Origin of the sequence: Nocardiopsis flavescens, assembly GCF_900141985.1 — a bacterium.
Lineage (GTDB): Bacteria > Actinomycetota > Actinomycetes > Streptosporangiales > Streptosporangiaceae > Nocardiopsis > Nocardiopsis flavescens.
This window is the reverse complement of sequence record NZ_FQZK01000001.1, coordinates 466,158-492,931: the sequence shown is the minus strand read 5'-3', so window position 1 is coordinate 492,931 and position 26,774 is coordinate 466,158. Positions and strand designations below refer to the sequence as shown.

27 protein-coding genes are annotated in these 26,774 nt (G+C 74.1%); 13 read left to right on the top strand and 14 right to left on the bottom strand.

Features of this window, described 5'->3' with window-relative positions:
• The first annotated feature begins 55 nt into the window (after window positions 1-55).
• The 5 genes from BUE45_RS02330 (at window position 56) to BUE45_RS33730 (ending at window position 5,855) form a co-directional block, all read left to right on the top strand.
• Window positions 56-748 carry a hypothetical protein gene (locus BUE45_RS02330; RefSeq protein WP_245832715.1) on the top strand — a complete coding sequence of 231 codons (693 nt, stop codon included), beginning with the start codon at window positions 56-58 and terminating at the stop codon, window positions 746-748.
• 290 nt (window positions 749-1,038) lie between these two features.
• Window positions 1,039-1,782, top strand: coding sequence for a HipA family kinase (locus BUE45_RS02325; RefSeq protein WP_245832713.1), 744 nt, complete (start codon window positions 1,039-1,041; stop codon window positions 1,780-1,782).
• Window positions 1,779-2,213 (top strand): DUF3037 domain-containing protein, encoded by a 435-nt coding sequence (locus tag BUE45_RS02320; RefSeq protein ID WP_073374375.1) that lies wholly within the window; start codon window positions 1,779-1,781, stop codon window positions 2,211-2,213. Before BUE45_RS02325 ends, BUE45_RS02320 begins: the two co-directional genes overlap by 4 nt.
• A gap of 175 nt (window positions 2,214-2,388) precedes the next feature.
• The gene (locus BUE45_RS02315) at window positions 2,389-3,663 is read left to right on the top strand and encodes a multidrug effflux MFS transporter (RefSeq protein WP_084736776.1); all 1,275 of its coding nucleotides are present in this window, start codon (window positions 2,389-2,391) and stop codon (window positions 3,661-3,663) included.
• 206 nt (window positions 3,664-3,869) lie between these two features.
• Entirely contained in the window at window positions 3,870-5,855 is a 1,986-nt protein-coding gene (locus BUE45_RS33730; protein WP_073375314.1) for an AMP-binding protein, read from the top strand.
• Between the two features lie 54 nt (window positions 5,856-5,909).
• On the opposite strand, the gene BUE45_RS02305 is transcribed toward BUE45_RS33730, so the two are convergent.
• Together BUE45_RS02305 and BUE45_RS02300 are read right to left on the bottom strand one after the other, a co-directional pair.
• Window positions 5,910-6,557, bottom strand: a complete 648-nt coding sequence (locus BUE45_RS02305) for a LuxR C-terminal-related transcriptional regulator (protein ID WP_073374373.1) — start codon at window positions 6,555-6,557, stop codon at window positions 5,910-5,912.
• The gene (locus BUE45_RS02300; RefSeq protein WP_073374371.1) at window positions 6,509-7,777 is read right to left on the bottom strand and encodes a sensor histidine kinase; all 1,269 of its coding nucleotides are present in this window, start codon (window positions 7,775-7,777) and stop codon (window positions 6,509-6,511) included. The genes BUE45_RS02305 and BUE45_RS02300 overlap by 49 nt, the downstream gene beginning before the upstream one ends.
• Before the next feature lie 217 nt (window positions 7,778-7,994).
• Here BUE45_RS02300 and BUE45_RS02295 point away from each other — a divergent pair, with 217 nt between their 5' ends.
• The 3 genes from BUE45_RS02295 (at window position 7,995) to rnhA (ending at window position 10,171) form a co-directional block, all read left to right on the top strand.
• Complete coding sequence (locus tag BUE45_RS02295; protein ID WP_073374369.1) at window positions 7,995-8,438, top strand: SMI1/KNR4 family protein; 444 nt, start codon at window positions 7,995-7,997, stop codon at window positions 8,436-8,438.
• A gap of 95 nt (window positions 8,439-8,533) precedes the next feature.
• Window positions 8,534-9,193 (top strand): peptide deformylase, encoded by a 660-nt coding sequence (def, locus tag BUE45_RS02290; protein ID WP_073374366.1) that lies wholly within the window; start codon window positions 8,534-8,536, stop codon window positions 9,191-9,193.
• Between the two features lie 522 nt (window positions 9,194-9,715).
• A complete protein-coding gene (rnhA, locus tag BUE45_RS02285) occupies window positions 9,716-10,171 on the top strand; it encodes a ribonuclease HI (protein WP_073374364.1) in 456 nt (151 codons plus the stop codon).
• A gap of 50 nt (window positions 10,172-10,221) precedes the next feature.
• On the opposite strand, the gene soxR is transcribed toward rnhA, so the two are convergent.
• The 4 genes from soxR to bla (BUE45_RS02265) all read right to left on the bottom strand — a co-directional run bounded on the left by soxR (window position 10,222) and on the right by bla (BUE45_RS02265) (window position 13,872).
• Window positions 10,222-10,716 (bottom strand): redox-sensitive transcriptional activator SoxR, encoded by a 495-nt coding sequence (gene soxR, locus BUE45_RS02280; RefSeq protein WP_073374362.1) that lies wholly within the window; start codon window positions 10,714-10,716, stop codon window positions 10,222-10,224.
• 10 nt (window positions 10,717-10,726) lie between these two features.
• Window positions 10,727-11,203 carry a hypothetical protein gene (locus BUE45_RS33145; protein ID WP_245832790.1) on the bottom strand — a complete coding sequence of 159 codons (477 nt, stop codon included), beginning with the start codon at window positions 11,201-11,203 and terminating at the stop codon, window positions 10,727-10,729.
• 674 nt (window positions 11,204-11,877) lie between these two features.
• Window positions 11,878-12,801, bottom strand: a complete 924-nt coding sequence (gene bla / locus BUE45_RS02270) for a class A beta-lactamase (protein ID WP_084736773.1) — start codon at window positions 12,799-12,801, stop codon at window positions 11,878-11,880.
• A 153-nt stretch (window positions 12,802-12,954) separates the two neighbouring features.
• Complete coding sequence (bla, locus tag BUE45_RS02265; protein ID WP_073374360.1) at window positions 12,955-13,872, bottom strand: class A beta-lactamase; 918 nt, start codon at window positions 13,870-13,872, stop codon at window positions 12,955-12,957.
• A gap of 148 nt (window positions 13,873-14,020) precedes the next feature.
• Here bla (BUE45_RS02265) and BUE45_RS02260 point away from each other — a divergent pair, with 148 nt between their 5' ends.
• On the top strand, window positions 14,021-14,950 hold the full coding sequence (locus BUE45_RS02260) for a LysR family transcriptional regulator (RefSeq protein ID WP_073374358.1): 930 nt from the start codon (window positions 14,021-14,023) through the stop codon (window positions 14,948-14,950).
• Entirely contained in the window at window positions 14,947-15,858 is a 912-nt protein-coding gene (locus tag BUE45_RS02255) for a serine hydrolase (RefSeq protein WP_073374355.1), read from the top strand. Before BUE45_RS02260 ends, BUE45_RS02255 begins: the two co-directional genes overlap by 4 nt.
• Before the next feature lie 288 nt (window positions 15,859-16,146).
• Here the strand turns inward: BUE45_RS02255 and BUE45_RS02250 are convergent, their stop codons facing one another.
• On the bottom strand, window positions 16,147-17,034 hold the full coding sequence (locus BUE45_RS02250; RefSeq protein WP_073374353.1) for a LysR family transcriptional regulator ArgP: 888 nt from the start codon (window positions 17,032-17,034) through the stop codon (window positions 16,147-16,149).
• A gap of 73 nt (window positions 17,035-17,107) precedes the next feature.
• Here BUE45_RS02250 and BUE45_RS02245 point away from each other — a divergent pair, with 73 nt between their 5' ends.
• Window positions 17,108-17,737 (top strand): LysE/ArgO family amino acid transporter, encoded by a 630-nt coding sequence (locus BUE45_RS02245; RefSeq protein WP_178378425.1) that lies wholly within the window; start codon window positions 17,108-17,110, stop codon window positions 17,735-17,737.
• Between the two features lie 233 nt (window positions 17,738-17,970).
• Here BUE45_RS02245 and BUE45_RS02240 read toward each other — a convergent pair whose 3' ends face one another.
• The 3 genes from BUE45_RS02240 to BUE45_RS02230 form a co-directional block, all read right to left on the bottom strand.
• Complete coding sequence (locus BUE45_RS02240; protein WP_073374349.1) at window positions 17,971-18,522, bottom strand: dihydrofolate reductase family protein; 552 nt, start codon at window positions 18,520-18,522, stop codon at window positions 17,971-17,973.
• 210 nt (window positions 18,523-18,732) lie between these two features.
• The gene (locus BUE45_RS02235; protein ID WP_073374347.1) at window positions 18,733-19,536 is read right to left on the bottom strand and encodes an SAM-dependent methyltransferase; all 804 of its coding nucleotides are present in this window, start codon (window positions 19,534-19,536) and stop codon (window positions 18,733-18,735) included.
• 143 nt (window positions 19,537-19,679) lie between these two features.
• Window positions 19,680-21,248: an MDR family MFS transporter gene (locus BUE45_RS02230; RefSeq protein ID WP_084736771.1), complete on the bottom strand. Its 1,569-nt coding sequence runs from the start codon at window positions 21,246-21,248 to the stop codon at window positions 19,680-19,682.
• A gap of 184 nt (window positions 21,249-21,432) precedes the next feature.
• Between BUE45_RS02230 and BUE45_RS02225 the strand changes: the two genes are divergently transcribed.
• Together BUE45_RS02225 and BUE45_RS02220 are read left to right on the top strand one after the other, a co-directional pair.
• Window positions 21,433-22,038 carry a TetR/AcrR family transcriptional regulator gene (locus tag BUE45_RS02225; protein WP_073374343.1) on the top strand — a complete coding sequence of 202 codons (606 nt, stop codon included), beginning with the start codon at window positions 21,433-21,435 and terminating at the stop codon, window positions 22,036-22,038.
• Window positions 22,039-22,074: 36 nt separating this feature from the next.
• Window positions 22,075-22,800 (top strand): creatininase family protein, encoded by a 726-nt coding sequence (locus BUE45_RS02220; protein WP_073374341.1) that lies wholly within the window; start codon window positions 22,075-22,077, stop codon window positions 22,798-22,800.
• Here the strand turns inward: BUE45_RS02220 and BUE45_RS02215 are convergent.
• From BUE45_RS02215 to BUE45_RS02200, 4 genes are all read right to left on the bottom strand, one after another.
• Window positions 22,687-23,985, bottom strand: coding sequence for a lysylphosphatidylglycerol synthase transmembrane domain-containing protein (locus BUE45_RS02215; RefSeq protein WP_245832711.1), 1,299 nt, complete (start codon window positions 23,983-23,985; stop codon window positions 22,687-22,689). The two genes, BUE45_RS02220 and BUE45_RS02215, sit on opposite strands and share 114 nt — an antisense overlap.
• Before the next feature lie 311 nt (window positions 23,986-24,296).
• The gene (locus BUE45_RS02210; RefSeq protein WP_073374339.1) at window positions 24,297-25,082 is read right to left on the bottom strand and encodes a class I SAM-dependent methyltransferase; all 786 of its coding nucleotides are present in this window, start codon (window positions 25,080-25,082) and stop codon (window positions 24,297-24,299) included.
• Window positions 25,079-26,110 (bottom strand): glycosyltransferase family 4 protein, encoded by a 1,032-nt coding sequence (locus tag BUE45_RS02205; RefSeq protein ID WP_073374337.1) that lies wholly within the window; start codon window positions 26,108-26,110, stop codon window positions 25,079-25,081. The genes BUE45_RS02210 and BUE45_RS02205 overlap by 4 nt, the downstream gene beginning before the upstream one ends.
• Complete coding sequence (locus BUE45_RS02200) at window positions 26,107-26,490, bottom strand: 6-pyruvoyl trahydropterin synthase family protein (RefSeq protein WP_073374335.1); 384 nt, start codon at window positions 26,488-26,490, stop codon at window positions 26,107-26,109. Before BUE45_RS02200 ends, BUE45_RS02205 begins: the two co-directional genes overlap by 4 nt.
• Window positions 26,491-26,774: the final 284 nt, after the last annotated feature.

Here is a 26,774-nt window from a genome sequence, read left to right as displayed (position 1 = left end):
GAAGGGGACGGAGCGGACGCGGGAGATGGGGGGTGGGGGCGTGACGGCTCCCGTGATGGGATTGAACGCGGGCGATCCGCGCCAGCTGGGCGCCTACCGGCTCCGGGGCCGGACGGGGGAGTCCGCGCTGGGCGTGGTGTACCTGGGGAGCGACCGCGAGGGCGCGCCGGTGGAGGTGGCCGTGCTGAACCCGGGCGCGGTGGCCGACCCGCAGGCCCGGGAGAGGTTCGCCGACGCCGTGCGGGCCGACACCGGCGTGCTGGCGGCGCGCACGCAGGGGCGCTCGGTGCTGTGGGTGGCGGTCCCCGGCGGGGGAGAGGGCGCCGCGCGGTTCCTGGAGCGGGCGGGGCGCCCCGGGCGCGTCGCGGCGCGGGGCCCGGTGGTGATGCCGCACTGGGCGGGCCGGCGCGCGGGCCCGGCGGTGCCGTGGGCGCCGTGGGCGGGCCGCCGCGACAGCGCGGTGGAGGAGGGGCGCGGCAACTGGTGGCTGATCGGCGGCCTGGCCGCGGTCCTGCTGCTGATCCTGGCGCTGGTGGCGCTGCTGTACTGGTTCATGCTCCAGTTCCCGCCGCCGGAGATGCCCGCGCCGGGGCAGCCGGTGCCGGAGGAGGGGCCGCCGGGGGAGCCGGGTGAGGACGGCGAGCCCACCGAGGGGCAGGAAGGGGAGGGGAGTCCCACGACCCCGATCGTCCCCACGCCCGGGGAGGGCGAGGAGGGCTGGAGCGAGGACCCGCAGGACAACCTCTGACCCGGCCCGGCCGGGCGCGCGCTCCTTCTGCGTGCACCTCAGTAAATCTACGTCGTAAAGGCGGCGGAGCTTTTCTATAAAAGCACACGTCAAAAGAGAATGGAGTGCGGCTACGCCGCACACTCACTACATAGCCCCTGGTCAGAAAGGTTTCGGCGTGTCGCTCCCGCGGGGCAGGACGGCGGGAGGGCGCCCAGGGGCCCGTAGCGGGCCCGGGAGGGGGCTCTGCCGGTGAGGGGAAGGGGCGCCGGGGTCCTAGGCTGGTCGGCGTGGTGAAGGCGCTGAAGGAAGTGACAGGCACGCGGTACGTCCTACCGCTGCGCGAGGGCGGTTCGCTGCCCGGACTCGTCGAGGCCGACGACCTCGGCATGTACGTCGTGAAGTTCATCGGGGCCGGCCAGGGGCGCAAGACCCTGGTCGCCGAGGTCATCGCCGGAGAGCTGGGGCGTGCGCTGGGGCTGCCCGTCCCGGAGCTGGCCGTGCTGGACTTCGACGCGGTGATCGCGCGCGGGGAGCCCGACGAGGAGGTGCAGGAGCTGCTCAAGGCGAGCGGCGGCGCCAACCTCGGGATGGACTTCCTGCCGGGCTCGCTGGGGTTCGACCCGCTGGCCTTCGAGGTTGACTCCGTGTTCGCCGGCCGGGTGCTGTGGTTCGACGCGCTGACCGGCAACGTGGACCGGTCGTGGCGCAACCCGAACATGGTGGTGTGGCACGGGGAGCCGTACCTGATCGACCACGGGGCGACGCTGATCTTCCACCACGCGTGGGCGGGCGCGGACCGCTTCGTCGGCCGCGCCTACGACGCCTCCGACCACGTGCTGCTGCCGTTCTCGCCGGACCTGGCCGCCGCGGACGCGGCGTTCGCGCCGCTGGTGACCGCGGAGCTGCTGCGGGAGGTGGTGGGCCTGGTGCCCGACGCGTGGCTGGAGGGGGAGCCGGGGTTCGACTCGCCGGCGGCGGTGCGGGAGGCGTACGTGCGCCACCTGTGCGCGCGGGTGGCGGACCGCGGGTGGCTGCCGGAGGTGGGGCGGTGAGCGCGCCCAGGTACAGCGACGCGGTGACGACGGGCCGGGTCGGCGAGGAGCGGGACCGCGCGGTGTTCGAGTACGCGCTGCTGCGGGTGGTGCCGTGCGTGGAGCGCGGGGAGTGCGTGAACGCCGGGGTGATCCTGTACTGCCAGGAACGGGCGTTCCTGGCGGCCCGGGTGGAGGTGGACGAGGCGCGTCTGCTGGCGCTGGCGCCGGGGGTGGACGTGGCCGGGGTGCGGCGTGCGCTGGCCGCGGTGGAGGCGCTGTGCCTGGGGGGTGCGGCGGCGGGTGCGGCGGGCCGTGAGCGGCCGGGGCGGCGGTTCCGGTGGCTGACGGCGCCGCGGAGCACGATCGTGCAGCCGGGGCCGATCCACGGGGGTCTGACGGAGGATCCGGCGGTGGAGGTGGAGCGGTTGCTGGACCGGCTCGTACGGTAGCGAGTCGTGCCGTAACGGATGTCACAGGCATTTCGGGGTTAATGGAGGAGATTTTCCGGGGGCCCCGGTGTTGGTATGGAGTGGCCCCCCTCTTTCGGGTGCGCTCCCACGCACCGGGGTCCCCCTTGTGTCCGAACCTCTTCCTCGATCCCGTCGAGATCCTTTGGAGTGGCCTGTGCAGTCCCCGAACTCCCCTGACACGGCAACCCGGCCGGTGGCGGCCGACGGCGCGCCGCGGGTTCCGCGTGCCCGGCGGTCGGTGGTGTTGCTCGTCCTGGTGCTGGGTGTGCTGGCGGCGGTCGGCCCGCTGGCGACCGACATGTATCTGCCGGCCTTTCCGCTGATCTCCGAGGACCTGCGGGCCTCGGAGGCGCAGATCCAGCTGACGCTGACGTCGATCATGCTGGGGCTGGCCGTGGGCCAGCTGGTGATCGGTCCGATGAGTGACGCCTGGGGGCGGCGGGGTCCGCTGCTGGTGGGCGGTGCGGTGTTCACGGTGACGTCGGTGCTGTGCGTGTTCGTGCCGGATGTGACGCTGTTCGTGGTGCTGCGGTTCGTGCAGGGTGTGGCGGGTGCCGCGGGTGCGGTGATCTCGCGTGCGGTGGTGCGCGACCTGTTCAAGGGCGATGACGCGGTGCGGTTCTTCTCGCGTCTGGCGCTGGTGATGATGCTGGCTCCGCTGCTGGCTCCGCTGGCGGGTGCGCAGCTGCTGCTGGTGGGTCCGTGGCAGTTGAGCTTCTGGGTGCTGGCGGCGATGTCGGCGGTGAGCTTCGTGCTGGTGCTGGTGTGGCTGCCGGAGTCGCTGCCGGCGGGTGAGCGGCGGGCGCAGGGTCCGCGGGCGCTGGCGCGGACGGTGGCCTCGCTGGTGCGTCAGCCGAGGTTCGTGGGTCCGGTGCTGACGCTGGGTCTGAGTTTCGGGATGTTGTTCACGTACGTGTCGGCGTTCTCGTTCGTGGCGCAGCAGGAGTTGGGGCTGTCGGCGCAGACGTATGCGTGGCTGTTCGCGGTGAACTCGCTGGGGATGTTGGCGGGTACGCAGGTGAACGGGTTCCTGGTGGGTCGGATGGAGACGTTGCGGCGTCTGGGTCTGGGCCTGGTGGTGGGTCTGTCGGCGGTGTCGGGTCTGCTGGTGTCGGCGTTGGTGGGTGCCGCGTCGTTGTGGCTGGTGGTGGGTCTGTTGGCGCTGATGATGTTCAGTACGGGGTTCATCATGCCCAATGCGACGGTGACGGCGTTGGACGGTCAGCCGGCCGCGGTGGCGGGGACGGCGTCGGCGCTGATGGGTGCGTTGCAGTTCGCGCTGGGCGGTGGTGTGGCGGCTCTGGCGGGGTTGACCCCGTCGGGTCAGGCGTCGCTGGTGAGCATGTCGGCGGTGATGGTGGGTGCCGCAGTGCTGTCGGGTGCGGCGTTCGTGTGGACGGTGCGTGCGGCGGTGCGTGCGCGGGTGTGATGTGTGCGGGTGGCCGGTGGCCCCATGACCCCATGTTGCGGGGGTCGTGGGGCCTCGGTGTTTGTGGGTCTCTCCATGTTGCCGTGGGTGGGGGTGGTTGGGCATTGTAGGGGCACTATTTCCCCTTGGTGCGGGATGTCTTTCATGTGCGGGCCGGTGTGGTCCGTGGTTCTTCGACGCGGCTTGAGGATGAGTGGTCTGTGGTCATGGGCGAGGCGGGTGTCGGTCGCGGGGGATGGGCCCGGGGGTTGTCGGGTTTGAGCGACCTGGTCTACGAGATGGCGACCGACGATGCGCACGCGGAGCTGTTCTCGGTGCCGGAGGAGGGGCGCCGGGGGCGGTGGTCCGCCGTGAGTGCGGGTGCTTTCGCCACGGATGTGACGGGTGTGGCCAAGGGGTTGGTGGCGGCCGGGGTGGGTGAGGGTGACCGGGTGCTGGTGATGTGCGCCGATCACCTGGACTGGGTGCGTTTGGCGTTCGCGGTGTGGTCGGTGCGGGGGGTGCTGGTGCCGTTGCCGGTGTCGGCGGCTCCGGAGCGTGTGGTGCACGCGGTGCGTCAGACGCGTCCTGCGGCGGCGGTGGTGGAGGGTGAGGGTTCGCTGCGGGTGCTGGGTGCGTTGCAGCGGGAGCTGCCGGATCTGGGCCGTGTGTGGCGGTTCGAGCCTGGGTTGGCGGAGATCGTGTCGCTGGGTGCGTACATGGACGCCTCGTCGGTGCGGTTCCGTCGGGATGCGACGGTGCCGGGGGACATGGCGGTGGTGCTGTACCCGGTGACGACGGTGTCGCGGTGGGTGCGGGGTGTGGCGCTGTCGCACGGGGCGCTGCTGTCGGGTGCGGCGGACGCGGTGGACCGGTTGGGTCCGCGGGTGGCGGAGCTGGGTCCGGGTAGGGCGTCGGCGCTGTCGGATGCGGCGTTGTCGCAGGTGCCGGGGTTGGCGACGCTGTTGGCGTGTGTGGCGGGCCGGGTGCGGCTGGGGTTGGGGGGCGGTGGGCGGTTCCTGGACCGGGTGCGGGCGTTCCGGCCGTCGGTGCTGGTGTGCGGGGCGGGGGTGCTGGAGTCGGTCTTCGAGGGGGAGCGGGGGAGCGCGCGGTCGACGGGGTGGGATTCGCTGGGGACGTTCAATTCGGCGGTGGACGCGGCGGTGCAGTTCGACCGTTCGCCGAAGAAGGGGGCGTGGCAGCGGTTGTCGCGGTCGATGTACGACTGGCAGTTCGCGAAGGTGCGCGAGATGTTGGGGGATCGCGTGCATCTGGCGGTGTGCTGGGGCGGGGGGCTGGCGGCGCGGTTGGACTCGTTCTACGCGGGTGTGGGGATCCCGGTGGTGCAGGTGTTCGGTACGGCGGAGGCCGGGGGGCTGTTCGCGGCGAACGCGGTGGGGGCGCGGGTGCCGGGTTCGGTGGGGCGTGCGCTGGAGGGGCGTGAGGTGTGGGTGTCGCGGGAGGGCGAGGCCCATGTGCGCGGGGGCGGGGTGTTCTCGGGGTACTGGGGTGAGGAGTCGTCGACGGCGTCGGCGTTTCGTGAGGGGTGGCTGGCGACGGGGTTCGCGGGTTCGGTGGACGGTGACGGGTTCGTGTCGGTGACGGGTCGTCTGCGGGTGCAGGCGGCGGTGGAGGAGTTGCCGGTGCGGTTCCGGGCGGGGGGTGTGGGCCCGGTGGAGGAGGCCGGGGTGTTGGAGGGGGTTCCGCTGGTGGAGGAGCCGGTGGAGGTGGAGCGTCCGGTGCCGGAGCCGGATGTGACGGTGGCGCTGCCGGTGGTGGTGGAGGAGCCGGTGGATCCGCCGGAGGTGTCGGACGCGGAGCTGGTGGCGGGGTTCGAGGCGCGGTTGCGTTCGCATCCGTTGATCAGCCAGGTGTTGGTGATCGTGGAGGGGCGGCCTTTCGCGAGTGCGCTGATCACGTTGGTGCGGGATCAGTTGGAGTACTGGCGTCTGGTGAACGGGCGGCCGTTGTCGATGGCGCCGGAGGAGATCGCGGGGGACCGGGATCTGCTGCGGGAGGTGCAGGGGTTGGTGTACGAGGCGAACCGGAGTGTGCCGCGGCCGTTGGCGGTGCGGTCGTTCCATGTGCTGGCGGAGGAGTTCACGGTGCAGTCGGGGTTGGTGCATCCGTCGGGGGAGTTGCGGCGTGAGGCGGTGCTGCGGGCGTTCTCGGAGGAGATCGACGGGTTGTACCGGGTGCGTCGGGAGCAGTAGGCGGTGGTGTGCGGGGCCCTGGGGTGGTTGTTCCCCCGGGGCCCTTCGGTGTTTCTACTGGCCGTTGAGGTAGGCGAGGACGGCGAGGACGCGGCGGCTGTCGTCGGAGGAGGGGGGGAGGTCGAGTTTGGTGAAGATGTTGTTGATGTGTTTGCTGACGGCTTTTTCGGTGATGTAGAGGCGTCCGGCGATGGCGGAGTTGGAGCGGCCTTCGGCCATTTCGGAGAGGACTTCGCGTTCGCGGGGGGTGAGTTGGCCGAGGGGGCCGTGGCTGTCCTGGCGGGCGAGGAGCTGGGAGATGACGGCGGGGTCCATGGCGGTGCCGCCGGCGGCGACGCGGCGGACGGCTTCGATGAACTGGCCGATGTCGAAGACGCGGTCTTTGAGGAGGTAGCCGACGCCGCCGGTGTCGTCGGAGAGGAGTTCGCGGGCGTAGAGCTGTTCGACGTGCTGGGACAGGACGAGGATGGGCAGGCCGGGGATCTGGGTGCGGGCGGAGATGGCGGCTTGTAGTCCTTCGTCGGTGAAGGTGGGGGGCAGGCGGACGTCGACGACGGCGACGTCGGGTCGGTGGTGGGTGAGGGCCTTGTGGAGGTCGGGTCCGTTGTCGACGGCGGCGACGACGGTGAACTGGTGGGCTTGGAGGAGTTTGATCAGTCCTTCGCGGAGGAGGGCGAGGTCTTCGGCGATGACAACGCGCATGGGATCTCCAGGGTGACGATGGTGGGGCCGCCGGTGGGGCTGGTGATGTTCATCGTGCCATCGAAGGCGTCGATGCGTCGGCGGATGCCGGAGAGTCCGCTGCCGGGGGCGGCGTCGGCGCCGCCGTGGCCGTTGTCGGTGACGGTGATGACGAGGCGGTCGTTGCCGTGGTTGATGTGGACCCAGGCGTGGGTGGCGTCGGCGTGTTTGGCGGTGTTGGTGAGGAGTTCGGCGACGGCGAAGTAGGCGGCGGATTCGACGGGGTCGGCGGGGCGGCCGGGGAGGCGGATGGTGGCGGTGACGGGGAGGTGGTGGGTGAGGGCGAGGGCGTGGACGGCGCCGTGGAGTCCGCGTTCGACGAGGACGGGGGGGTGGATGCCGCGGACGAGGTCGCGGAGTTCGATGAGTGCGGTGCGGGTGGTCTCGCGGGCTTCGGCGAGCATGGTGCGGGCGGTGGCGGGGTCGTTCTCGACGATCTGTTCGGCCATGCCCAGGTGCATGCCCAGGGCGACGAGTCGGGCTTGGGCGCCGTCGTGGAGGTCGCGTTCGATGCGGCGGATCTCGGCGGCCTGGGTGTCGATGGTGTTGGCGCGGCTGGTGGCGAGGTGGGCGACGCGGGCGGTGAGTCGGGCTTTTTCGGAGGGTTGGAGGAGGAGGCGGTTGAAGGCGGTGTAGAGGCGTAGGGCGGGGGCGGCGAGGGTGGCGCCGAGGGTGAGCAGGAGGGTGGCGGGGATGAGGAGGAGGAGTCGTTCGGTGGTGGTGGCGGGGGTGTAGGCGCCGTAGAGGGCGGGGTCGGGGGTGAGGGTGAGGGCGTGCAGGGTCTGGTAGGTGCCGTGGACGAGGAAGGCGGCGGGGAGGGCGATGAGGAGGATGTTGAGGGTTCCGGTGATGAGCCAGAGGAGGTCTTTCCAGGTGGCGGGGTCGGTGATGATCGTGCTGGCGCGGCGGTTGATGCCGGTGGCCGGCATGGGTCGGTAGCCGGAGTGGACGGGGCGGTGGGGGTGCAGGTGGGTGAGGGTGCGGCGTTGGCTGTCGGCGAGGGTGCGCAGGAGGTGGCCGGTGAGGATGATGAAGGGGAGGCCGATCCAGATGAGGGAGAGGACGGCTGAGGCGATGAGGAGGGGGATGAGCAGGAGGGCGGCGGCGTTCTGGGAGAGGAGGAGGAAGAGGTAGGCCAGGGTGGTGAGGGGGCCTGCGCGGTGGTGGGGTGCGGTGGCCATGGTGGGTGGGGCTTCCTCTTCGGTCGGGTGTGGTGGTTTCCATTGTGGCGTGTCGGGGGTGGGGTGGTCGGTGGTGGTGGCTCCCCTGGTGGCGGGTGTGTGCGGGTGTCGGGGGTGGGCTGTTTCGGGGTGGTGTGGGTGGGTTGTGGGCTGGGCGGGTGCGGGTTTTTGGCGCAACTCGCCGCCGACGATTTCCCGTGGGTTGGCATGACCTGTGATGATCGTGGGTGTGTGGCGTGAACTGATTCTGGAGTTGTATCCCGAGGCCGATCTGCGTGATCCGGCCGATGAGACGGCGTTGGCCGAGGTCGAGAAGCGTTTGATGCTGCCGTTGCCGTTCGAGTTGGCGTCGTTGCTGCGGGAGACCGACGGTGTGGTCAACGAGTACGGGGATGCGGTGGTGTGGAGCGCGCAGCGTTTGGTGGAGGACAATCTGGCGATGCGGGGGGAGCCGGATTATGTGGAGTTGTACGCGCCGTTCGACGAGATGATCTTCTTCGGTGATTCGGACATGGGTCCGCAGTTCGCGTATGTGCACACGGACTACGGGCCGGGGGTCGTGGTGTGGGACCATGAGACGGACCGGCGCCGGCTGGTGGTGGTGTCGTTGCGGGATTACCTGGCGCGGTGCCTGTTGCAGGGCAATGCGTGGTTCCGTTGACGGTGTGTGGTCGCCCACCTGGCGTTCCGTGCTATTTTGCGGGGTGGTGCGGCGGTGTGCGCCGCCGGTGAGCGCGTTGTGAGAGTGGGACCCCTATGCCGGATGAGTCGCAGGTGGCGGCCGTTGTTCAGGGCCGCGATGTGGCCGACTTCCCGGAGTTGGCGCCGGAGGCGGCGCGGGGTTCGGTGCGGCGGATCACGGTGACGGGCGAGGACGTGCTGCACCGCCGCAACCGGGACGTGCCGGCGGAGATGCTGGGCGGTGCGGAGCTGCGCGGGCTGGTCGACGACATGTTCGTGACGATGTACGCGGCCGAGGGTGTGGGGTTGGCGGCGAACCAGGTGGGTGTGGACCTGCGGGTGTTCGTGTTCGACTGCCCCGATGACGAGGGTGTGCGGCATGTGGGCCATGTGGTGAACCCGGTGTTGGACGAGCGGGGGCCGCAGGACGCGCTGGTGGTGGAGAACGAGGGGTGCCTGTCGGTGCCGGGGCCGCACGCGGAGCTGGGGCGTGTGGAGCACGCGACGGTGCGGGGTGTGGACCGGGACGGTGCGCCGGTGGTGTTGAGCGGGAGCGGGTATTTCGCGCGGTGCCTGCAGCACGAGACCGACCACACGCTGGGGCGGTTGTACATCGACCGGTTGTCGGCGCGCGAGCGCAAGCGTGTGCTGAAGAAGATGAACGAGATGGCCAACGACGTGTTCGCGCGTCGTGAGGTGCGGGCGGCCGAGCTGGAGCGGGAGTTCGCCGGCTAGTCCGTGCCGGGTGCCGGGGCCGGTGGCCGGTCCGGGCGGGTGTGCGAGGGGGCGGGGCCCGTGGGGGCCCCGCCCCTTTTTTCGTGTGCGGTGGGGGTGGTCCGGGGCGGGCCCCGTCGTCTTCGGGGCGGCCGGGAGGGTGCGGCCGGGGTGCGGATGCGGGTGGCCGCGGTGTCGCGGGTGGCGGGCGGGCCCGCAGGCGCCGGGGCGGGGTGGTTCCGGGCGGTCTCGGGCTCGGAGACGGGTGCGTGCAGGGGCCTGCCGGTGGTCGCCGCCGGGGTCCGGGGGCGGGCCCGGGAGGGGTGCCGGTGCGGTCGGGGGCGCGGTGACGCCGTGGGGGCGGGTGTGTCTGTTGGTGGGTGTGTGGTCTGGTGCCGGGGATATGCGGGGGTGCCTTTGGTCGGCCTGGGGGGCCAAAAGGGGAGGTTTGGGGGTTCCATTGCGGGTGGTGGCACCCATATTGGCCCTCTTTGGGGGGCGTGTGGCCTTTTCGTTACTCTCCGGCGCGGTAGATTGCCCGGCATGAGCGACGGGGAACACCAGGTGATCGTGTACACCGACGGGGCGTGCAGCGGCAATCCCGGCCCGGGCGGGTGGGGGGTGTGGCTGCGCTACGGCGCGCACGAGAAGGAGATCTACGGCGGCGAGGAGCAGACCACCAACAACCGGATGGAGCTGATGGCGGCCATCCGTGCCCTGGAGAGCCTGACCAAGCCGGTGCCGGTGGTGGTGTACACCGACTCCTCCTACGTCCGCAACGGGATCACGTCGTGGGTGGCGGGGTGGAAGCGGCGCGGGTGGCGCACCGCGGACAAGAAGCCGGTCAAGAACGTGGACCTGTGGCAGCGGCTGGAGGAGGCGGCGTCGGCCCACGAGGTGGAGTGGCGGTGGGTGCGCGGGCACAGCGGCGACGAGGGCAACGAGCGCGCGGACGAGCTGGCGCGTCGCGGGCGCGATGAGGCGGCCGCGGTGCGCTGAGGCCGGGCACGGCGAAGGGCATCCCGTTGGGGGTGCCCTTCGTCGTGTTCTCAGGCGGTGTGGGCCCCGGGCTCCCCGTGGCCGGTGTCGGGGTGGTCGGGTTCGACGAGCAGGCGGCGGGGGCCGGAGCCGTCGGCGGCCAGGGCGTCGTCGGGGTTGACCAGGACGCAGGAGTCCAGGGACAGGCAGCCGCAGCCGATGCAGCCGGTGAGGTCGTCGCGCAGGCGTACGAGCTGGGCGATGCGGGTGTCGAGTTCGTCGCGCCACTGTTCGGAGACGCGCGCCCAGTCGGTGCGGGTGGGGGTGCGGTTGTCGGGGAGCCGGTCCAGGGCCTGGCGGATGCGGGCCAGGGGGATGCCCACGCGTTGGGAGACGCGGATGAAGGAGACGCGGCGCAGGGTGTCGCGGCGGTAGCGGCGCTGGTTGCCGGCGGTGCGGCGGCTGTGGATGAGTCCCTGGCGTTCGTAGAAGTGCAGGGCGGAGATGGCCACGCCGGAGCGCTGGGACACCTGCCCCACGGTGAGTTCCTTGGCGATGGGCGGCACGGGGTCCAGTTTAGGGGCGCGGGGTGCGGTGGGTGCCGCGTAGGGCGTACAGGCGGGCGTAGGCGCCGCCGCGGACGAGGAGCTGGTGGTGGGTGCCGGTCTCGGTGACGCGGCCGCGGTGCAGGAGCAGGATGCGATCGGCGGTGCGGGTGTGGGTGGGGCGGTCGGTGAGTTGGAGCAGGCCGGTGGTGGGGGTGTGGGTGAGGTGTTCGCCGGGGGCGGGGTGTCGCGAGGACTGGGTGCGGGGGAGTTTGCGGACCAGGCGGTGGTGGAGGAGGTCGCGTAGGGCGCGTTTGGCGGTGGAGCGGCTCAGGGTGCCGCCGCAGCGGCGGGTGAGGGTGTCGAGGTAGAGGTAGCACCAGCGGCCGTCGCGGTCGGCGGCCTCGGCGATGGCCGAGGCGACGGTGTGGGCGCGGGTGGTGGGGAAGAGCCCGGCTTCAAGGGCGCTGTTGACCCACAGCAGGGGCAGGAACCCGATGCCGTTCATCGCGCCCAGGGGGCGTTTGCGCGGTGTGGGGGAGGGGTGCGCGGCCGGTTCCCGGTTTCGGGCAGGGGTGGGTGCAGGACTAGGATTCATCCCTAGCCGCCTTCCTGGTAGTGCAGGCAGGTTGGTCAGGGGCCGTTCGGTGTTGGTAGCACCGGGCGGCCCCGTTTTTGTGTGACTTGGGTGTCACGCAGTGGAGTCGGGGTGAAGCCTAGCGCTGCTGTGGGGAGTGCGGGGCGGGAATCCGGATTCCTGTTCGAATCCTGCCGGTTCGCGACTGATGACGATCCATGACGACGGAGGCGGCCTTCTGTGGCCTTCCGCTCTTCTGTCTCGCAGTCCTGGTCGCGTAGGTAAAATCTACGAGGTAAAGGTGGCGGTTCTGTTCAAGAAGAACAGACACCAAAACGCGCGGCTGCGCCGCACCGACCCCGGTACGGCGCAGCCGCGTCCCTACGCGGCGCACGATGTGCCCTTCGCTTCGTCGCGCCCCCGTCTGCGCCGGTGCGGGGCTTGCGCACACCGCCGGGAACCCGGCTCCGCGGGCCGCCCCGCTCCTCGGAGCAGGGCGGCCGCGTTACGTCCTCACCCGTCGTCCCGGGCTGGAACCGCCCACCGCGGCACAGGGCCCGCGTTCCCTCCGGGCCGACCGGCCCGCAGGACGCGCCCCCTGTCCGTCAGCGCAGGGCGTCCGCCACGACCCCCGCCGTCTCCGCGATCAGCTCGTCGCGGCGCTCGGCGTCCTCCTCGTCGCGGCTGGACATGATCGCCAGCACGATCGGCTCCTCGCCCTCGGCCGGCCACAGCAGCGCGATGTTGTTGCGCGTCCCGTAGTTCGCCGACCCCGTCTTGTCGCCCACGGTCCACCCCTCGGGCACGCCCGCGCGGATCGTGGCGTCGCCGGTGGTGTTGCGCAGAAGCAGGTCGATCAGCACGTCCTGCTTCTCCTCGGGCAGGACGTCGCCCAGCGTGTAGGCCTCCAGGCTGGCGGCCATCGCCCGCGGGGTACTGGTGTCGCGCTCCTCCCCGGGGGTGTGCTCGCTCAGGTCCGGCTCCCAGCGCTCGGCCTCGATCACCTCGTCGCCGATGCCGCGCAGGGCGTCCTCGAACCCCTGCGGCCCGCCCAGCTCCTCCAGCGCCAGGTTGGCGGCGGTGTTGTCGCTGTGCCGGACGGCCGCGTCGATGACCTCCAGCAGGGTCATCCCCGTGTCCACGTGCTGTTCGGTGACGGGCGTCCACCCCACGAGGTCGTCCTCGGTGAAGGTGACGACCTCCTCCATCTCCTCCAGGGTGTTGCGCTCCAGGATCGCCCCCGCCGACAGGGCCTTGTGGGTGGAGGCGTAGGCGAACCGGTCGTCGGCGTTGTGGGCGATCTCCGCCCCCGTGCCGGTGTCGACCGCGTACACGCCCAGGTGGGCGTCGAACTCCTCCTCCAGGGCGGCCAGCTCCGCCGAGACGTCGACCGGGGAGGCCGGGGCCGGCGGGGAGGCCGAGGGCGCGGGCTCCTGCGCCGTATCCCGGTCGGCGCCCCCGCAGCCGGCCAGGGGGAGCAGGACCAGCAGCGCGGCCGGGGCGAGATGGCGGGCGGAACGTGCGGTCACGTACGGCCTTCTTTCGTGTCCGGAGGGTGAGGGGCGTGGGGCGCGGGGCGGCGCGTGGGCCGCCCCGCGCCCCGGGGGGTGTCCTGCTGTTCCGGTGGGGTCGCACCGGACGGGCGGGCGGGTGTCCGGAGCCCGCGGCCCGGACCGGCCCGGTCAGCCGAGTTCGTCGACCACGATCTCGGTGGCGTCGGCGATGATCTCGTTGATCGGCTCCGCGTTTTCGGCGTCCTGAGCGGTGTAGACGGAGATGAGGATCGGGTCGGCGCCCTCCTCGGGCCACACCACGGCGATGTCGTTGCGCCCGCCGTAGCCGGCCGAGCCGGTCTTGTCGCCGACGATCCAGCCCTCGGGCACGCCCGCGCGGATGGTCTCGTCGCCGGTGGTGTTGCGGATGAGCAGGTCGATCAGCACGTCCTGCTTCTCCTCGGGCAGGACGTCGCCCAGGGTGTAGGCCTCCAGGCTGGTGGCCATCGCCCGCGGGGTGCTGGTGTCGCGGATGTCGCCCGGGGTCGCCTCGTTCAGCTCGGTCTCGTAGCGGGCGGGCTCGGTGACGTCGTCGCCGATGGAGCGCAGGTCCTCGGTGAACCCCTCGATACCGCCGAGGGCGTCCAGGGTGAGGTTGGCGGCGGTGTTGTCGCTGTAGCGGACGGAGGCGTCGATGACCTCCATCAGGGTCATGCCGGTGTCCACGTGCTGTTCGGTGACGGGGGAGTAGTCGACCAGGTCCTCCTCGGTGTAGGTGACGACCTCCTCCATCTCCTCCAGGCTGTTCTCGGCGAGCAGCGCGCCCGCGGACAGCGCCTTGTGGGTGGAGGCGTAGGCGAAGCGCTCGTCGGCGCGGTACTCGACCTCCTCACCGGTCCCGGTGTCGAGGGCGTAGACGCCCAGGCGCGCCCCGTACTCGGTCTCCAGCGCGGCGAAACCGGGGTGGGCGGTGGGCGATGCCGACGGCGCGGCCTGCGTGCTCTGGGGCTCGGCCTCGGCGGTGCCGCAGGCGGTGAGCGCGACCAGGGCCAGTGCGGCGGCGGCCGTCGGCCGCAGGCTGCGGATGCGGGTGCTGCGAGTGGGCATCGGTGGTGCCTTTCGTGTGCGCGTGGGCGTGCCGGGACCGGGGAACGCCAGGCCTGGGGCGGCCTCGGCAGCAGTCTGTACTCCGTTCCCTCATGCCGTCCAAGACGGGAATCGCCGTTTCCATGCGTTTCCGACATAATCTCGGCTCATGGATCTGGTGGGTGCCTGTCGGGCCTTCGTGCATGTGAGTGATCGGGGCGGTTTCACGCCGGGGGCCGCCGCGGCGCGGATTCCGCAGCCCGTGGCGAGCCGCCGGGTGGCGGCGCTGGAGCGCCACCTGGGCGGGCGGCTGTTCGACCGCTCGACGCGCCGGGCGGTGCTGACGCCGTTCGGCCGGGAGGTGCTGCCGGCGGCGCGGCGGCTGGTGCGGCTGGCGGAGGAGTTGGAGTACGACGCGGAGCGGGCGCGGCACAGCCCGCTGCGGCTGGCGGTGCCCGAGACGTGTGCGACGCGGGACCTGGCCGCGCTGGGGGCGGCGGGGCGCGACGCGGGGGTGCGGCTGGACTTCCGTCCCGGTCCGCCCGGGACGCGGTCGGCGGCGCTGCGCGACCGGGAGGTGCGGGCGGCGGTGCTGGCGGTTCCCCCGGGCGGTGCGGTGTGGACGGTGCCGCTGGGGGTGGGGGCGGCGACGGCTCCCGGGGTGCGGACGCTGTTCCTGGAGACGCTGCGGGTGGGGCGCGGGGAGCGGGCCGGGGGCGGGCGGCGGCTGTGGATCCAGCCCGAGGACGACGTGCCGCACGTGCGCGACCCGCTGCTGCGGGCGCGCGACGCCCTGGGGCTGGGCCCGGGGCAGGTGGCGGTGGCCTCGTCGGTGGCGGACGCGGCGACGGAGGTGCTGGTCCGCGGTGACCTGCTGCTGTGCCCGGCGGGGCAGGCGGAGGAGCTGGGGCTGTACTGGTGCGGGCTGGGCGAGCCGGTGGTGGCGCGCGGCTACGATCTGGTGGCCGAGGGGCCGGAGGAAGCGGAGCGGTTGCGCGTTCCGCTGGCCGCGGCCCTGGCCCACTGCCTGGACGCCGACCCCGGGGCCGCCCCCGCCCCCGTCGCCGGCACCGATCCTGATCCCGGGAGGAACCCGTGAACGTCGCCACCACCACCGCCCTGCTGCGCGGGCTGCGCCGTGAGTTGGACGAGGGGGGACTGCGGGGGTCGTTCCTGGTGCGGGACCTGCGGTCGGGCGAGGAGATCGGGATCGAGCCGGAGGTGGAGTTCCCGTCGGCGTCGCTGGTGAAGGTGCCGCTGGCGCTCGCGGTGCTGGAGCGGGTGCGGGCGGGTGAGATCGACGGGGCGGAGCAGATCCCGGTGGAGCCGGGGAGGGTGGCGACGTTCGGCCCGATCGGCATCTCGCGGTTCCGGCACCCGGCGCGGGTGGCGGTGGAGGACCTGGTGTACCTGAGCACGTGCCTGAGCGACGGGGCGGCGGCGGACGCGCTGCTGGCCCTGGTGTCGCCGGAGCGGGTGGCGGCCTCGCTGCGGGCGGCCGGGGTCGCGGGGATCACGGTGCGGCACACGATGGTGGAGCTGCACCACACGCCGGTGGACCGGCTGGACCCGGACGAGGGGCACCTCGCGCACAGCCTGGCCATCGACGCGGGGACGGCGGGGCGGGGGCACCGGATCCCGCAGCTGGACGTGGCGCGGGCGAGTACGGGGACGGCGCGGGCGTTCGTCGACCTGTTGCAGGAGCTGTGGGCGCCCACGCGGGTGGATCCGGAGGTGGCGGCCCGGGTGCGGGCGCTGATGGCGCACAACGTGCTGCGGCACCGGTTGACGCCGGACTTCGTCTCGGACGCGACGACGTGGTCGTCCAAGACGGGGAGCCTGTTGAACCTGCGCCACGAGGTGGGCGTGGTGGAGCACGCGGACGGGGCGGTGTACGCGGTGGCGGCGCTGACGGAGTCGCGGGTCCCGGCGGTGCACCAGCCGGGGGCGGAGGCGCTGATGGCGCGGGTGGCGCGGACGCTGCGGGACCGTCTGCGGTCGGGGTGAGGGCGGGGGTGTTCCGGTAGGGGCGGTGGGGCGCCGGGCTTCCCGCCCGGGTGCGGGCGGTGTCGTGGGTTCCGGTCGGATGGGGTGGCGCCGGGGTTCTACCCGTGTGCCGTCGTGTGCGGGCAGGGGCGGCGGGGGCGCCCGGCCCGGGGAGCGGTCCCGTTCCCGTGTGGGCGGGGCGGGGCCGGTGGTCGCGCCGTCCCGGGGGCACGTCCAGGGCCGTTCCGGTGTGCCCGGGGCCCGGGACTTCCGTGTCACGGATCGCGCGTGGGTGGGGGCGGCAGGACGTCACAGCGGGTGCAGTCCGGCGGCGGCGTGGCGGCGGACGACGTCGGTGAGCAGGTCCAGGGCGGGGGTTCGCAGGTTCCAGCGCTGCCAGTAGAGGTGGACGTCGACGGGGTGGTCGGGGGCCAGGGGGACCAGTTCCCCGGCTTCGAGGGCCCGGGCGCACTGCGCCTCGGGGACGGCGCCCCACCCCATGCCGAGTTCGACGGCCCGGGCGAAGTCCTGGGAGGCGGGGATGTAGTGGCGGGGGCCCCGGTGCCCGGTGCTCAGGGTCTGGCGCAGGAAGCGGTCCTGGAGGTCGTCGCGCCGGTCGAAGGTGACCATGGGCGCGCGGGCCAGGAGGGCGGTGTCGCGTCGGCCGCCGAGGTGGCGGGCGTCGAACTCCGGCGTGCAGACGACCAGGTAGCGCATGGTGCCCAGGCGTTCCACGGTGCAGCCCTGGACGGCTTCGGGGGTGGAGGTGACGGCGGCCATCACGGTGCCCGCGCGCAGCAGCGAGGTGGTGTGCTCCTCGTCCTCCCGGTGGACCTCGAAGGCGGGGCCGAGCCGCTCGGTGACGGCGGCCAGGGCGTCGAGGAACCAGGTGGAGAGGCTGTCGGCGTTGACGGCGACGGGCAGCAGGGGGTCGGTGTCGCCGGTGCCCAGCTCGCCGAGCGCGTCCGCGTCCAGGACCAGGACCTGGCGGGCGTGGCGCAGGACGACGTCGCCGGCGGGGGTGGTGGCGACGGGTGTGGTGCGGCGGACGAGGACTTTGCCGACGGCCTGTTCCATGGCCCGGATGCGCTGGGAGACGGCGGAGGGGGTGACGTGCAGGGCGCGGGCGGCGGCTTCGAAGGTGCCCTCGTCGACGAGTGCGGTGAGGGTGCGCAGGTGCTCGAACTGGAAGGGCATCGTAAGCCTCTCTTAGGGGTTCTAAGAAAGTTTAGCTTTACTGCATGAGGGCGCCTGGCCTAGCGTTTCGCGGGTGAACGCGACTCTTCTCCCCGCGGTGCTCGGTCTGGGGACCGGGCTCGCCCTCATCATCGCCATCGGCGCCCAGAACGCCTTCGTCCTGCGCCTGGGGATCGCCGGCCGCACCGCGACGGTGCTGCCGGTGGTGCTGGTGTGCTCCCTGTCCGACGCCCTGCTGATCGTGCTGGGGGTGCTGGGCGTGGGCGCGGTGATCGCGGCGGCCCCGGCACTGGTCACCGTGGTCCGCGTGCTGGGGGCGGGGTTCCTGCTCGTGTACGGGGCGCTGGCGGCCCGCCGGGCGCTGCGCCCGGGCGGGGAGGCGCTGGAGGCGGGCCCGGGTGCGGGCGAGGTGTTGGGGAGGGGCGCGGCGGTGGCCACGGCGGTGGTGTTGACCTGGCTCAACCCGCACGTGTACCTGGACACGGTGCTGTTCCTGGGGTCGCTGGCCAACCAGTACGAGGGGGCGCGCTGGTGGTGGGCGGCGGGCGCGGTGACGGCCAGCTTCCTGTGGTTCTTCTCGCTGGGGTTCGGCGCGCGGCTGCTGCGGCCGGTGTTCGCGCGGCCGGGGGCGTGGCGGGTGCTGGACGGTGTGATCGCGGTGGTGATGCTGGCGCTGGGGGTCCGGATGGCCCTGGGCGGCTGAGCCGGGGCGGGGGCCGGTGTCCGCGGCCCGCGGGCCCCGCGTGGGGCGGTGCCGGGCGGGTGCGGCCGGGGCCCGGACGCGGTTCACCGCGCGGTCGCGTGCGTCGGGGGGCGTCCGCCGCCGGGGCCGGCGCGCGGTGGCGGGCCCCGCCCACGGGCCGTGGTGTCCGGGGGCCGCGCGTGCGGTGCGGGGCCGGAGTGCCCACGGCCCGCGGACCGGGCGCGGGGTGCGGTTCAGGCGCGGCGGTAGCGCAGCAGGACGGCCTGGGAGTCGAGCACGCGGGACTCGGCCAGTGTCAGCCCCAGGCGTCCGACGGAGGCGGGGAAGGCGGGCTTTCCGCCGCCCAGGACGACGGGGTGCACGAACACGCGGTACTCGTCGACGAGGCCGTGGCGGGTGAGGTCGGCGGCCAGGGCGGAGCCGCCGAACAGGACCAGCTCCCGCCCGGCGGCCTTGAGCTCGGCGACCCCCTCGACGCCGCGGACGACGGTGGTGTTCCAGTCGGCGCGCTCCAGGGTGCGCGACACCACGACCTTGGGCTTGGCCCGCCACAGGGGGGCGAAGGCGAGGTCGTGGGGGTCCTGGGAGTGCTCCTCGGCGCGCGGCCAGAAGCCCGACATCATGTCCCACACCGCGCGGCCGTAGAGGAAGGCGTCGGCGCGCTCGCTCAGGGCCCGGGCGTCCTCGGACATCTCGGGTCCCATGACGGGCCAGTCGAACTCGCCGTTCGGGCCCTCGATGAAGCCGTCGAGGGACTGGTGCACGAAGTGGACGAGTTCGGCCATGGAGGGCTCCCGCGGGTCGGGGCCCGGTCCTGTTCGCGGCCGGGCGCGGGCCCACGGTAACGCGGCCCGGTGACAGTCGCCGGGCCGCCGCGCGGCCGGCCGTCGCCGCGGGGCGGACTGGCCGGTCGCGCGGGTTCCGCCGTCGTGCGGGTGTCCCGGGGTGCCCGGACGGGAGTCCGCCCGCCCCGGCCGGGGCGGGCGGCTCCGGGGTCAGGGCTTGCGGGCCAGGCCGCAGTACTGCGGCAGATCGGTGACCTTGCCGATCTCGGCGGGCTCCGGGCGCCAGCGGTAGACCGACACCACGCCGGGGTCGACCAGGTGGAGTCCGTCGAAGTAGCGGGTGAAGTCCTCGACGGACCGCATGTGGTACTCCTGCGCGACACCCTCCTGCCACAGTTCGAGGGCCTCGGCCAGGTTCTCCTCCTGGACGGGCTCGACGTGTGCGTCGACGCCGTCGCACACGGCCAGGTAGCTGCCGGAGGGGAGCGCGTCCACGTAGGTCCGCACGATGTCCAGGGCCTCCTCGACGTCGCCGAAGTGGCCCATGGTGCCCATGAGGGTCAGGCCGATGGGCTGCCCGAAGTCCAGGGTCTCGCGGGCGGCGGCCAGGACGGCGGCGGTGTCGCGCAGGTCCGAGCCGATGAACCGGGTGCCGCCCTCGTCGGTGCCGCGCAGCAGGGCGCGCGCGTGGGTGAGGACGAGCGGGTCGTTGTCGACGTAGACCACCCGGGACTCGGGGGCGATGCGCTGGGCGACCTCGTGGGTGTTGTCGGCGGTGGGCAGGCCGGTGCCGATGTCGAGGAACTGGCGGACCCCCTCGTCGCGCACGAGGTGGGTGACGGACCTGCGCAGGAAGAGCCGGTCGCCGCGGGCGGCCTCGGCGACCTGGGGGAAGAGTTTCCGGATGCGGTCGCCCACCTCCCGGTCGACCGGGTAGTTGTCCTTGCCGCCCAGCCAGTAGTTCCAGACGCGGGCGGTGTGGGCGACGGTCGTGTCGATGGGGGTGTCGGTCATGGGAAGCCTTTTCCATCTCGGCGGGGACGCGTTTCGACACTACCCGCTCGGGGGCCTGATCCCTTGTCCCGTAAGGCTTCGCGTACGCCGACGCCCTCCCCGGGGCGGGCCCGGGGAGGGCGTGCGCGGCGGTCGGGGCCGGGTCAGCCGGCGGCGGGGCCGCGGCCCTCGGCGGCCGGTGCCCGGTCCCGGGCGGTGCCGGTGTCCTCCGCGGCGCCCTCCGCCTCGGCGATGACCGCGGCGGCCGGCTCGGGCAGGTCGAGGCTGTCGCGCAGCCGGACCCGGGGCAGCAGGACGCCGACCAGGACGCCCAGCACGGCGATGCCGGTGGCGACCAGGAAGATGTCGCCGGTGGCGGAGCCGTAGGCGTCGGCGACGATGTCGCGGACGAAGGGCGGCATCGCGTCCAGGTTGAGGGTGCCGGTGCCGGAGGCCGCGGCGCCGGAGGCGTCGAGCCCGGCGGCGCCCAGGCCCTCGGTGATGTTGGTGGCGACCCGGTTGGCCAGGACGGCGCCCAGGACGGAGACGCCGATGGTGCCGCCCAGGGAGCGGAAGAAGGTGATGGCGCCGCTGGCGGCCCCGAGTTCGCTCAGGGGCACGGAGTTCTGGACGACCAGCACCAGGTTCTGCATGGACAGGCCCACGCCGGTGCCGACCAGGAGCATGCCCAGGCCGACGTAGGGCAGGGCGCTGTCGGCGTCGATGGTGGAGAGCAGGAAGAACCCGGCGGCGAGGGTGACGAGCCCGGTCATGACGTAGGACTTGACCCGGCCGGACCGGGAGACCATGCGCCCGGAGACGGTGGAGGAGACCAGCACGCCGAGCATGAGCGGGACGGTGAGGAGTCCGGCCTCGGTGGGCGAGTAGCCGCGGGCGAGCTGGAAGTACTGGCCCAGGAAGACGGCGCCGCCGAACATGGCCATGCCCACGGCGACGCTGGCCACGATGGCGACGGCGGTCTCGCGGCGGGTGACCAGGTGCAGGGGGATGACCGGCTGGGAGACGCGGGACTCCACCCACACGGCGAGGCCGAGGAGCAGGGCGGCGGCGCCGACCATGGCGCCGCTCTGCCAGGAGATCCAGGCGAACTCGCCGCCGACGAAGGTGATCCACAGGAGCAGGACGCTGACCCCGGCGGCGATGAGGGTGGCTCCGACGTAGTCGACCCTGGTGTCGGGGCGGCGCACGTCCTCCAGGTGCAGGGTGCGCGAGAGCACGATCATGGCGATGACCATGAACGGCACGCCGATGAGGAAGCACCAGCGCCAGCCGAGCCAGGAGATGTCGGTGATGGCGCCGCCGATGAGGGGGCCGCCGACGGTGGCGACGGCCATGATGGCGCCGATGTAGCCGTTGAACTTGCCGCGTTCCTTGGGGCTGACCAGGGAGCCGATGACGACCTGGACCAGGACCTGGGAGGCGCCCATGCCCAGGCCCTGGACGGCGCGGAAGGCGATGAGCTGGCCGGTGGTCTGGGCGAGGCCGCACAGCAGGGAGGCCGCGATGAAGATGACGATGGAGATCTGGAGGAGCCGCTTCTTGTCGAAGAGGTCGGCCAGCTTGCCCCAGACGGGGGTGGAGGCGGTGGAGGCCAGGAGGGCGGCGGTGACGACCCAGGTGTACTGGGACTGGGTGCCGTTGAGGGAGCCGACGATCTGGGGGAGGGCGACCGAGACGATCGTGCCGCTGAGCATCGTGACGCCCAGGACCATGAGGAGTCCGGTGAGGGACCGCAGCACCGTGGAGTGGGCCTTGGTGTCGGATAACGGACGTGACGTGCTCACATGCACCCCTGCGGAGAAAAAGTAAACGGAGTTGACCTGCGCGCACCAGCATACATGCACGGTGCGCAAACATGCTTTCTGGGAAATTTTTCATCGCGTGTAACATGTCACCATGGACGTCTCACCGGGCCTGCGCGAAATCAAGAAGGAGAGGACGCGCCGCCGCATCCACCAGAGCGCGCTGCGCCTGGTCGTCGAGCGCGGCCTGGACGCGGTCACCGTGGAGGAGATCGCCGCCGGGGCCGAGGTCTCCCGGCGCACCTTCTCCAACTACTTCGCCGGCAAGGAGGACGCCTGCCTGTACGGCGACACCTCCGCCATGGAGGACTTCCTCGCCGCCCTGCGCGCCCGGCCCGCCCACGAGTCGGCCTGGACCGCGCTGCGCGCCACCGCGCGCACCCTCTACCGCGCCCTGGACCCCTCGCCCGACCCCGCGTGGGCGCAGAGCACCCGCCTGGCCCTCAAGCACCCCGCCCTGCTGGGGCGGCGCCTGGCCGGGCAGCACGGGTTCCTGCGCGAGATGACCGCGCTGCTGGGCGGGCGCGCCCTGCCCGCCGGGATGCACCGCCACGGCCTGCTGGCCTCGGTGTTCCTGTCCGCGCTGCTGCACGGCGTGCACGAGTGGACCCGGGAGGGCGGCCGGCCCCTGGGAGAGGTGGTGGAGGAGGTGCTGGACGAGGTCGGCGCCGCCTTCGGCGATCCCCGCCCGGCGCCCTGACACCGCTCCCCGATGCCGCTCCCCGATACTGGGGGCATGGACCAACGCGCGATCCTGCCCGAGACCACCGCACCGCAGGAGGGCGCGCGCACCCCGGCCGCCGCCGTCCTGCCCGTGGGCAGCCTGGAGCAGCACGGGCCCCACCTGCCGCTCACCACCGACACCCTCATCGCCTGCGCCCTGGCCCGGGAGGTGGCCGACGCCCACGGCCTGCGCGCGCTGCCCCCGCTGGCGTTCGGCTGCTCGCACGAGCACGCCGCCTGGCCCGGCACCGTGAGCATCTCGGCGACCACCCTGCACGCCCTGGTCACCGACATCGCCGACTCCCTGGCCGGGCTCCCGCTGCTGCTGGTCAACGGGCACGGCGGCAACCACGTGCTCGCCAACACCGTCCAGCAGTCGCGCGGGCGCATGGCCCTGTTCCCCGGCCCCGGCGAGTGGGAGGCCGCCCGCGCGGCGGCGGGCCTGACCACCACCAACGACCAGGACATGCACGCCGGGGAGCTGGAGACCTCCGTGCTGCTGCACGCCCGCCCGGACCTGGTCGGCCCCGACCACGCGCGGGCCGACCACCGCGCCGACGAGCGCGACCACATGGGCACCCTGGGACTGTCCGCGTACACGGACAGCGGCGTGGTGGGCCTGCCCTCACGGGCGAGCGCCGCCAAGGGGCGCGCCGTGCTGGAGTTCCTCACCGGCCGGGCCGCCGGGCACCTGGCGGCGCTGGAACAGGCGCGCGGCCGCGACGGCCAGGCCCGGTAGCGCCGCCACCAGCGCCAGCAGCCCGTACACCACCGACACCGTCACCCCCAGGCCGGAGCCGAGCCCGGCCGCGCCGAACGCCGCGCCGGCCGCCGCCTCGCGCGGGCCCCACCCGCCCACGTTCACCGGCAGGCTCATCGCCGCCAGGGCCAGCAGCGCCAGCGGCACCAGGCGCGGCGGCGGGACCTGGGCCCCGGCCGCGTGGGCGGCCACCAGGAACAGGGCGACGTGGCCGGCCAGCGCCGCCGCCGACAGCGCCAGCACGGCGGGGGCCCGGCCCACCAGCGCGGTGCGCGCGTCGCGGACGGACGCCGCCAGGAACCGGCCCGCGCGGGAGGCGCGCAGGCGGGGGACGCGCAGCGCGGCGGCGGCCGGCACCGCCAGGGCCGCGACCAGGCCCAGGGAGGACAGTGCCGCCGCCCACCCCGGGCCCCACAGGGCCGAGGGCAGGGTGAGGACCAGCGCCGCCACGGCCAGGGCCAGCACCGCCTGTCCGGCCAGCCGCTCCAGGACCACGGCGCGCACCCCGCGGCCCAGGTCGCCGTTGGCCCGCCCGTGGCGCACCGCCCGGTGCGCGTCGCCCAGGATCCCGGCGGGCAGCACGGCGTTGAGCAGCTGGGCCAGGTAGTAGTCGGCGACCGCCCGAAGCGGGGACAGGCGCAGGCCCACCGCCCGCGCCACCACCAGCCAGCGGGCGGCGCTCAGCACGGTGGTCACCGCGCCCAGGGCCAGGGCCGCGGCGACGGCGCCCGCGTCGACCGAGGCCAGGGCCGCGGTGAAGGCCTCCAGGGGGTGGTGCCACAGCACCCAGCCCAGGATGAGGGCGCCCGCGCCCGCCCGCAGCAGCGCCCCGCGGCGGCGGCGCCACCACCCGTGGGCGCGGCCGGCGCGGGGACCGTCCGGGGTGTGCGGGGCGCCCGGGGCGTCCGGGGGCCGGGGGGACGTGTGGTGTCCGGGTCCGAGGCCGGACGAGGGCCGTTCCCCGGCGCGGTCGCAGGGGTGGCCGGGGCCCGTGGCGGGTGCCGGCGGCCGGGGCGTGCCGGGCCCGTCGGCGGGTCGCCACGGCTCCCGTGCGCCGGGGGCCGGACCGTCGGAGCCCTCGGCCGGGCCGGTGCGGCCGGCGGTGTCGGGGCCGCTGCCGTGGGCGCGGGGGCGGTCGGGGGTTTGTGCGGGGGCGGGTGGCACGGAAGGGGTGGTCCTGCGCCACCACCCGCGTGCGCGGCCGGCGCGGGGGCCGTCCGGGGTGCCACGGGTGTTCGGGGGCCGGGAAGGCCCCTCGTGCCCGGGACGGTGGTCGGGCCGGGCGGGCCCTCCCGGGTCGTGGGCCTGGGCCGGGCCGGTGGTGTCGGGGCCGTCGTGGGCGCCGGGGTGGTCGGGGGCGGGCGGCCCGGTGGAGGCGGCCCTGCGCCACCACCGCCGCGTGCCGCCGCCGTCGGCGGCCCGGGCGGGGCCCAAGGGCGGCTCCCGGCCGGGGCGGGGCGTCGGCGGGCGCGGGGTCACGGGCGCTTCCCGGGCGGCATGAGCAGCAGGTCGTCGTGGTGGACGACGGCGGTGAGGCGGCCCGCCCCCCACTGCTCCAGGCGCCGGGCGAGGTAGCCCTCCAGCGGCAGGTCCGGGTCCTGCTCGGCCGCCGCGCCCACCCAGCCGTGCAGCCACAGCCGGGTGACCTCGGCCGGGTCCGGCCCCAGCCGCCACGGGCTGGGAAAGGTCGTGGCCCGGTAGCCGCGGCGGGCGAACGCGTCGATCGCGGCCTCCACCGCGTCCGGGCCCAGCCGCTCCCCGCGCCGCTGGTGGGCGTTGAACGCGGCGGCCACCGCCGCGTCCAGCGGCTCCTCCGGGGTCAGGACGACCCGCCCGGCCACCGACAGCGTGAACCAGGCGGGGCAGCCCACGGCCGCGACCGCGTCGGCCACGGGCAGGACCTCCCGCGGTGTGAGGACGTCCAGCAGGGCCGAGCCCGCGACCAGGGTGGCCCCCGCCAGGTCGGCGGGGCCCAGCCGGGCCAGGTCCAGCAGGCGGGTCTCCACGGTCGGTGCCGGGACCCGGGCGCCCGCCAGGGCCAGCAGTTCCGGGTCGCGGTCGAACAGCGTCCAGCGGCGCACCCCCGGCAGGCGGGGGACGGCCCAGCGGCCCAGGGAGCCGGTGCCGCAGCCCAGGTCGGCGACCACGGAGCCGTGCGGGGCCAGGGCCGCCAGCGGTCCGCGCGAGCGGGCGTCGGCGTCGGCGCCCTCGCGGGCGTCCAGCCAGCGCGGGGCGAACTCCTGGGCGTGGTCGGTGCTCACGGGGTTTCCTCCCGGTCGAGGACGGCGCCCACCGAACGGGCCGTCTCCTCCCATCCTGCCAAGGCCGGCCGGCGCCGGCGGGCCGAACGCCGAAGCGCTTCCCGCAGGGGCGGGTCGGTGAGCCATCGGCGCAGCGCGTCGGCCAGGGCGCCCGGATCGTCGGGCGGGACGAGCAGGCCCGGCCGGTCCCCTCCGGGGTCGCGGCCCAGCGCCTCGGGTACGCCGCCCACCCCGCTGGCCAGCACGGGGACCGCGCGGGCCAGCGCCTCGGTGACGACCATGCCGTAGGTCTCGGCGCGGGTGGGCAGCACCAGCAGGTCGGCCGCGGCGTAGGCGGCGTCCAGGTCGGCGCCCGTGAGCGGGCCCGGCAGGGCCACCCGGCCGTCCAAGGCGCGGGCCGCCTCCCGGACGCGGGCCTGCCACGGGTCGCCGCCGTCGTCGGCCAGCCCGGGGCAGGCGCAGGTCCAGGGCAGGTCGCGGACCCGGTCCAGGGCGTCGAACAGCACGTCGTGGCCCTTGCGGGGGGTGGGGGAGGCCGCGCACAGCAGCCGGGTCCCGTCCCCGGGAACGGTCTCGGGCGCGGGGTCCACCCCGGGCGGGGCGGTGTCCACGCGGGGCAGGCCGTGGCGGGACTCCAGGTCGCGGGCGGCGGCCCCGCCGGTGGCCACCACGGCCGCGGCGGCGCGCAGCACCGCCCGCTCCCGCGCCTCCAGGTCGGCCGCCTCGGCGGGGCCCGGGCCGGTCTCGTCCGCCAGGGGCAGGTGGACCAGCACCACGACGCGCAGCCGGGCGGAGTGGGGCACGACCACCTCCGGGGCGGAGCAGGCCACCAGCCCGTCCAGCAGGACGGCCGACCCGTCGGGCAGGGCGGTCAGCAGCAGGTCCAGGCCGGCCAGGTCGCGGACGGCGGGGCGCGGCCAGGTCCCGGGCATCTCGACCCGGTCCAGGCCCAGCGCGCGGGCCAGGCGCCGGCCGTAGGTGTGGCCGCCGCTGGGCGCGGCGGGCTCGGGCACCGCGAAGACCGTCACGGCTCCCTCTCGTAGGAGGCCCGGGCCACGTGCGACTCGTGCAGGGTCACGGCGATGCGGCACAGCCCGCGGGCCGCCGCGTCCAGCCGCTCCGCCAACCGGTCGGCCACCGTCCGGGCCAGGAACTCGGTGGTGGTGTTGACCCCGGCGAACTCGGGCACCTCGTCCAGGTTGCGGTGGTTCAGCTCGCCCACGATCTGGGCCAGCACCCGGGAGAACTCGCCGATGTCCACCACGACGCCGTCGGGGTCCAGGTCCCGGCGGTGCACGGTGGCGTCGACGACGAACGTCGCGCCGTGCAGGGCCCGGGCCGGGCCGAAGACCTCGCCGCGGAAGCTGTGGGCGACCATCATGTGGTCGCGGACCGTCACACTGAACACCGGTGCTCCTCCATCGTCGGCGGCTCGCCCCGGGAGGCGGGACGCCGGGGTCCGGCGTGCCGGACCGGGCGCCGCAACGGCCGCCCCGCGGCCGTGCCGGACCGCCGGGCCCCGCGCCGGGGCGTGTCCGGTGGATGTTCTCATGCCGACCGGGCCCCGCGCCGGGGGACGCGGGGACGGCGGGCGGTTCCCGCCGGGTGGCGGACGGGACCGCGCCCCGGTGCGGCCGTCCGGGCGGTGCCCGCCGGCGACGGTCCGCGTGACCCGTCCCCGCCCCCGCCCCT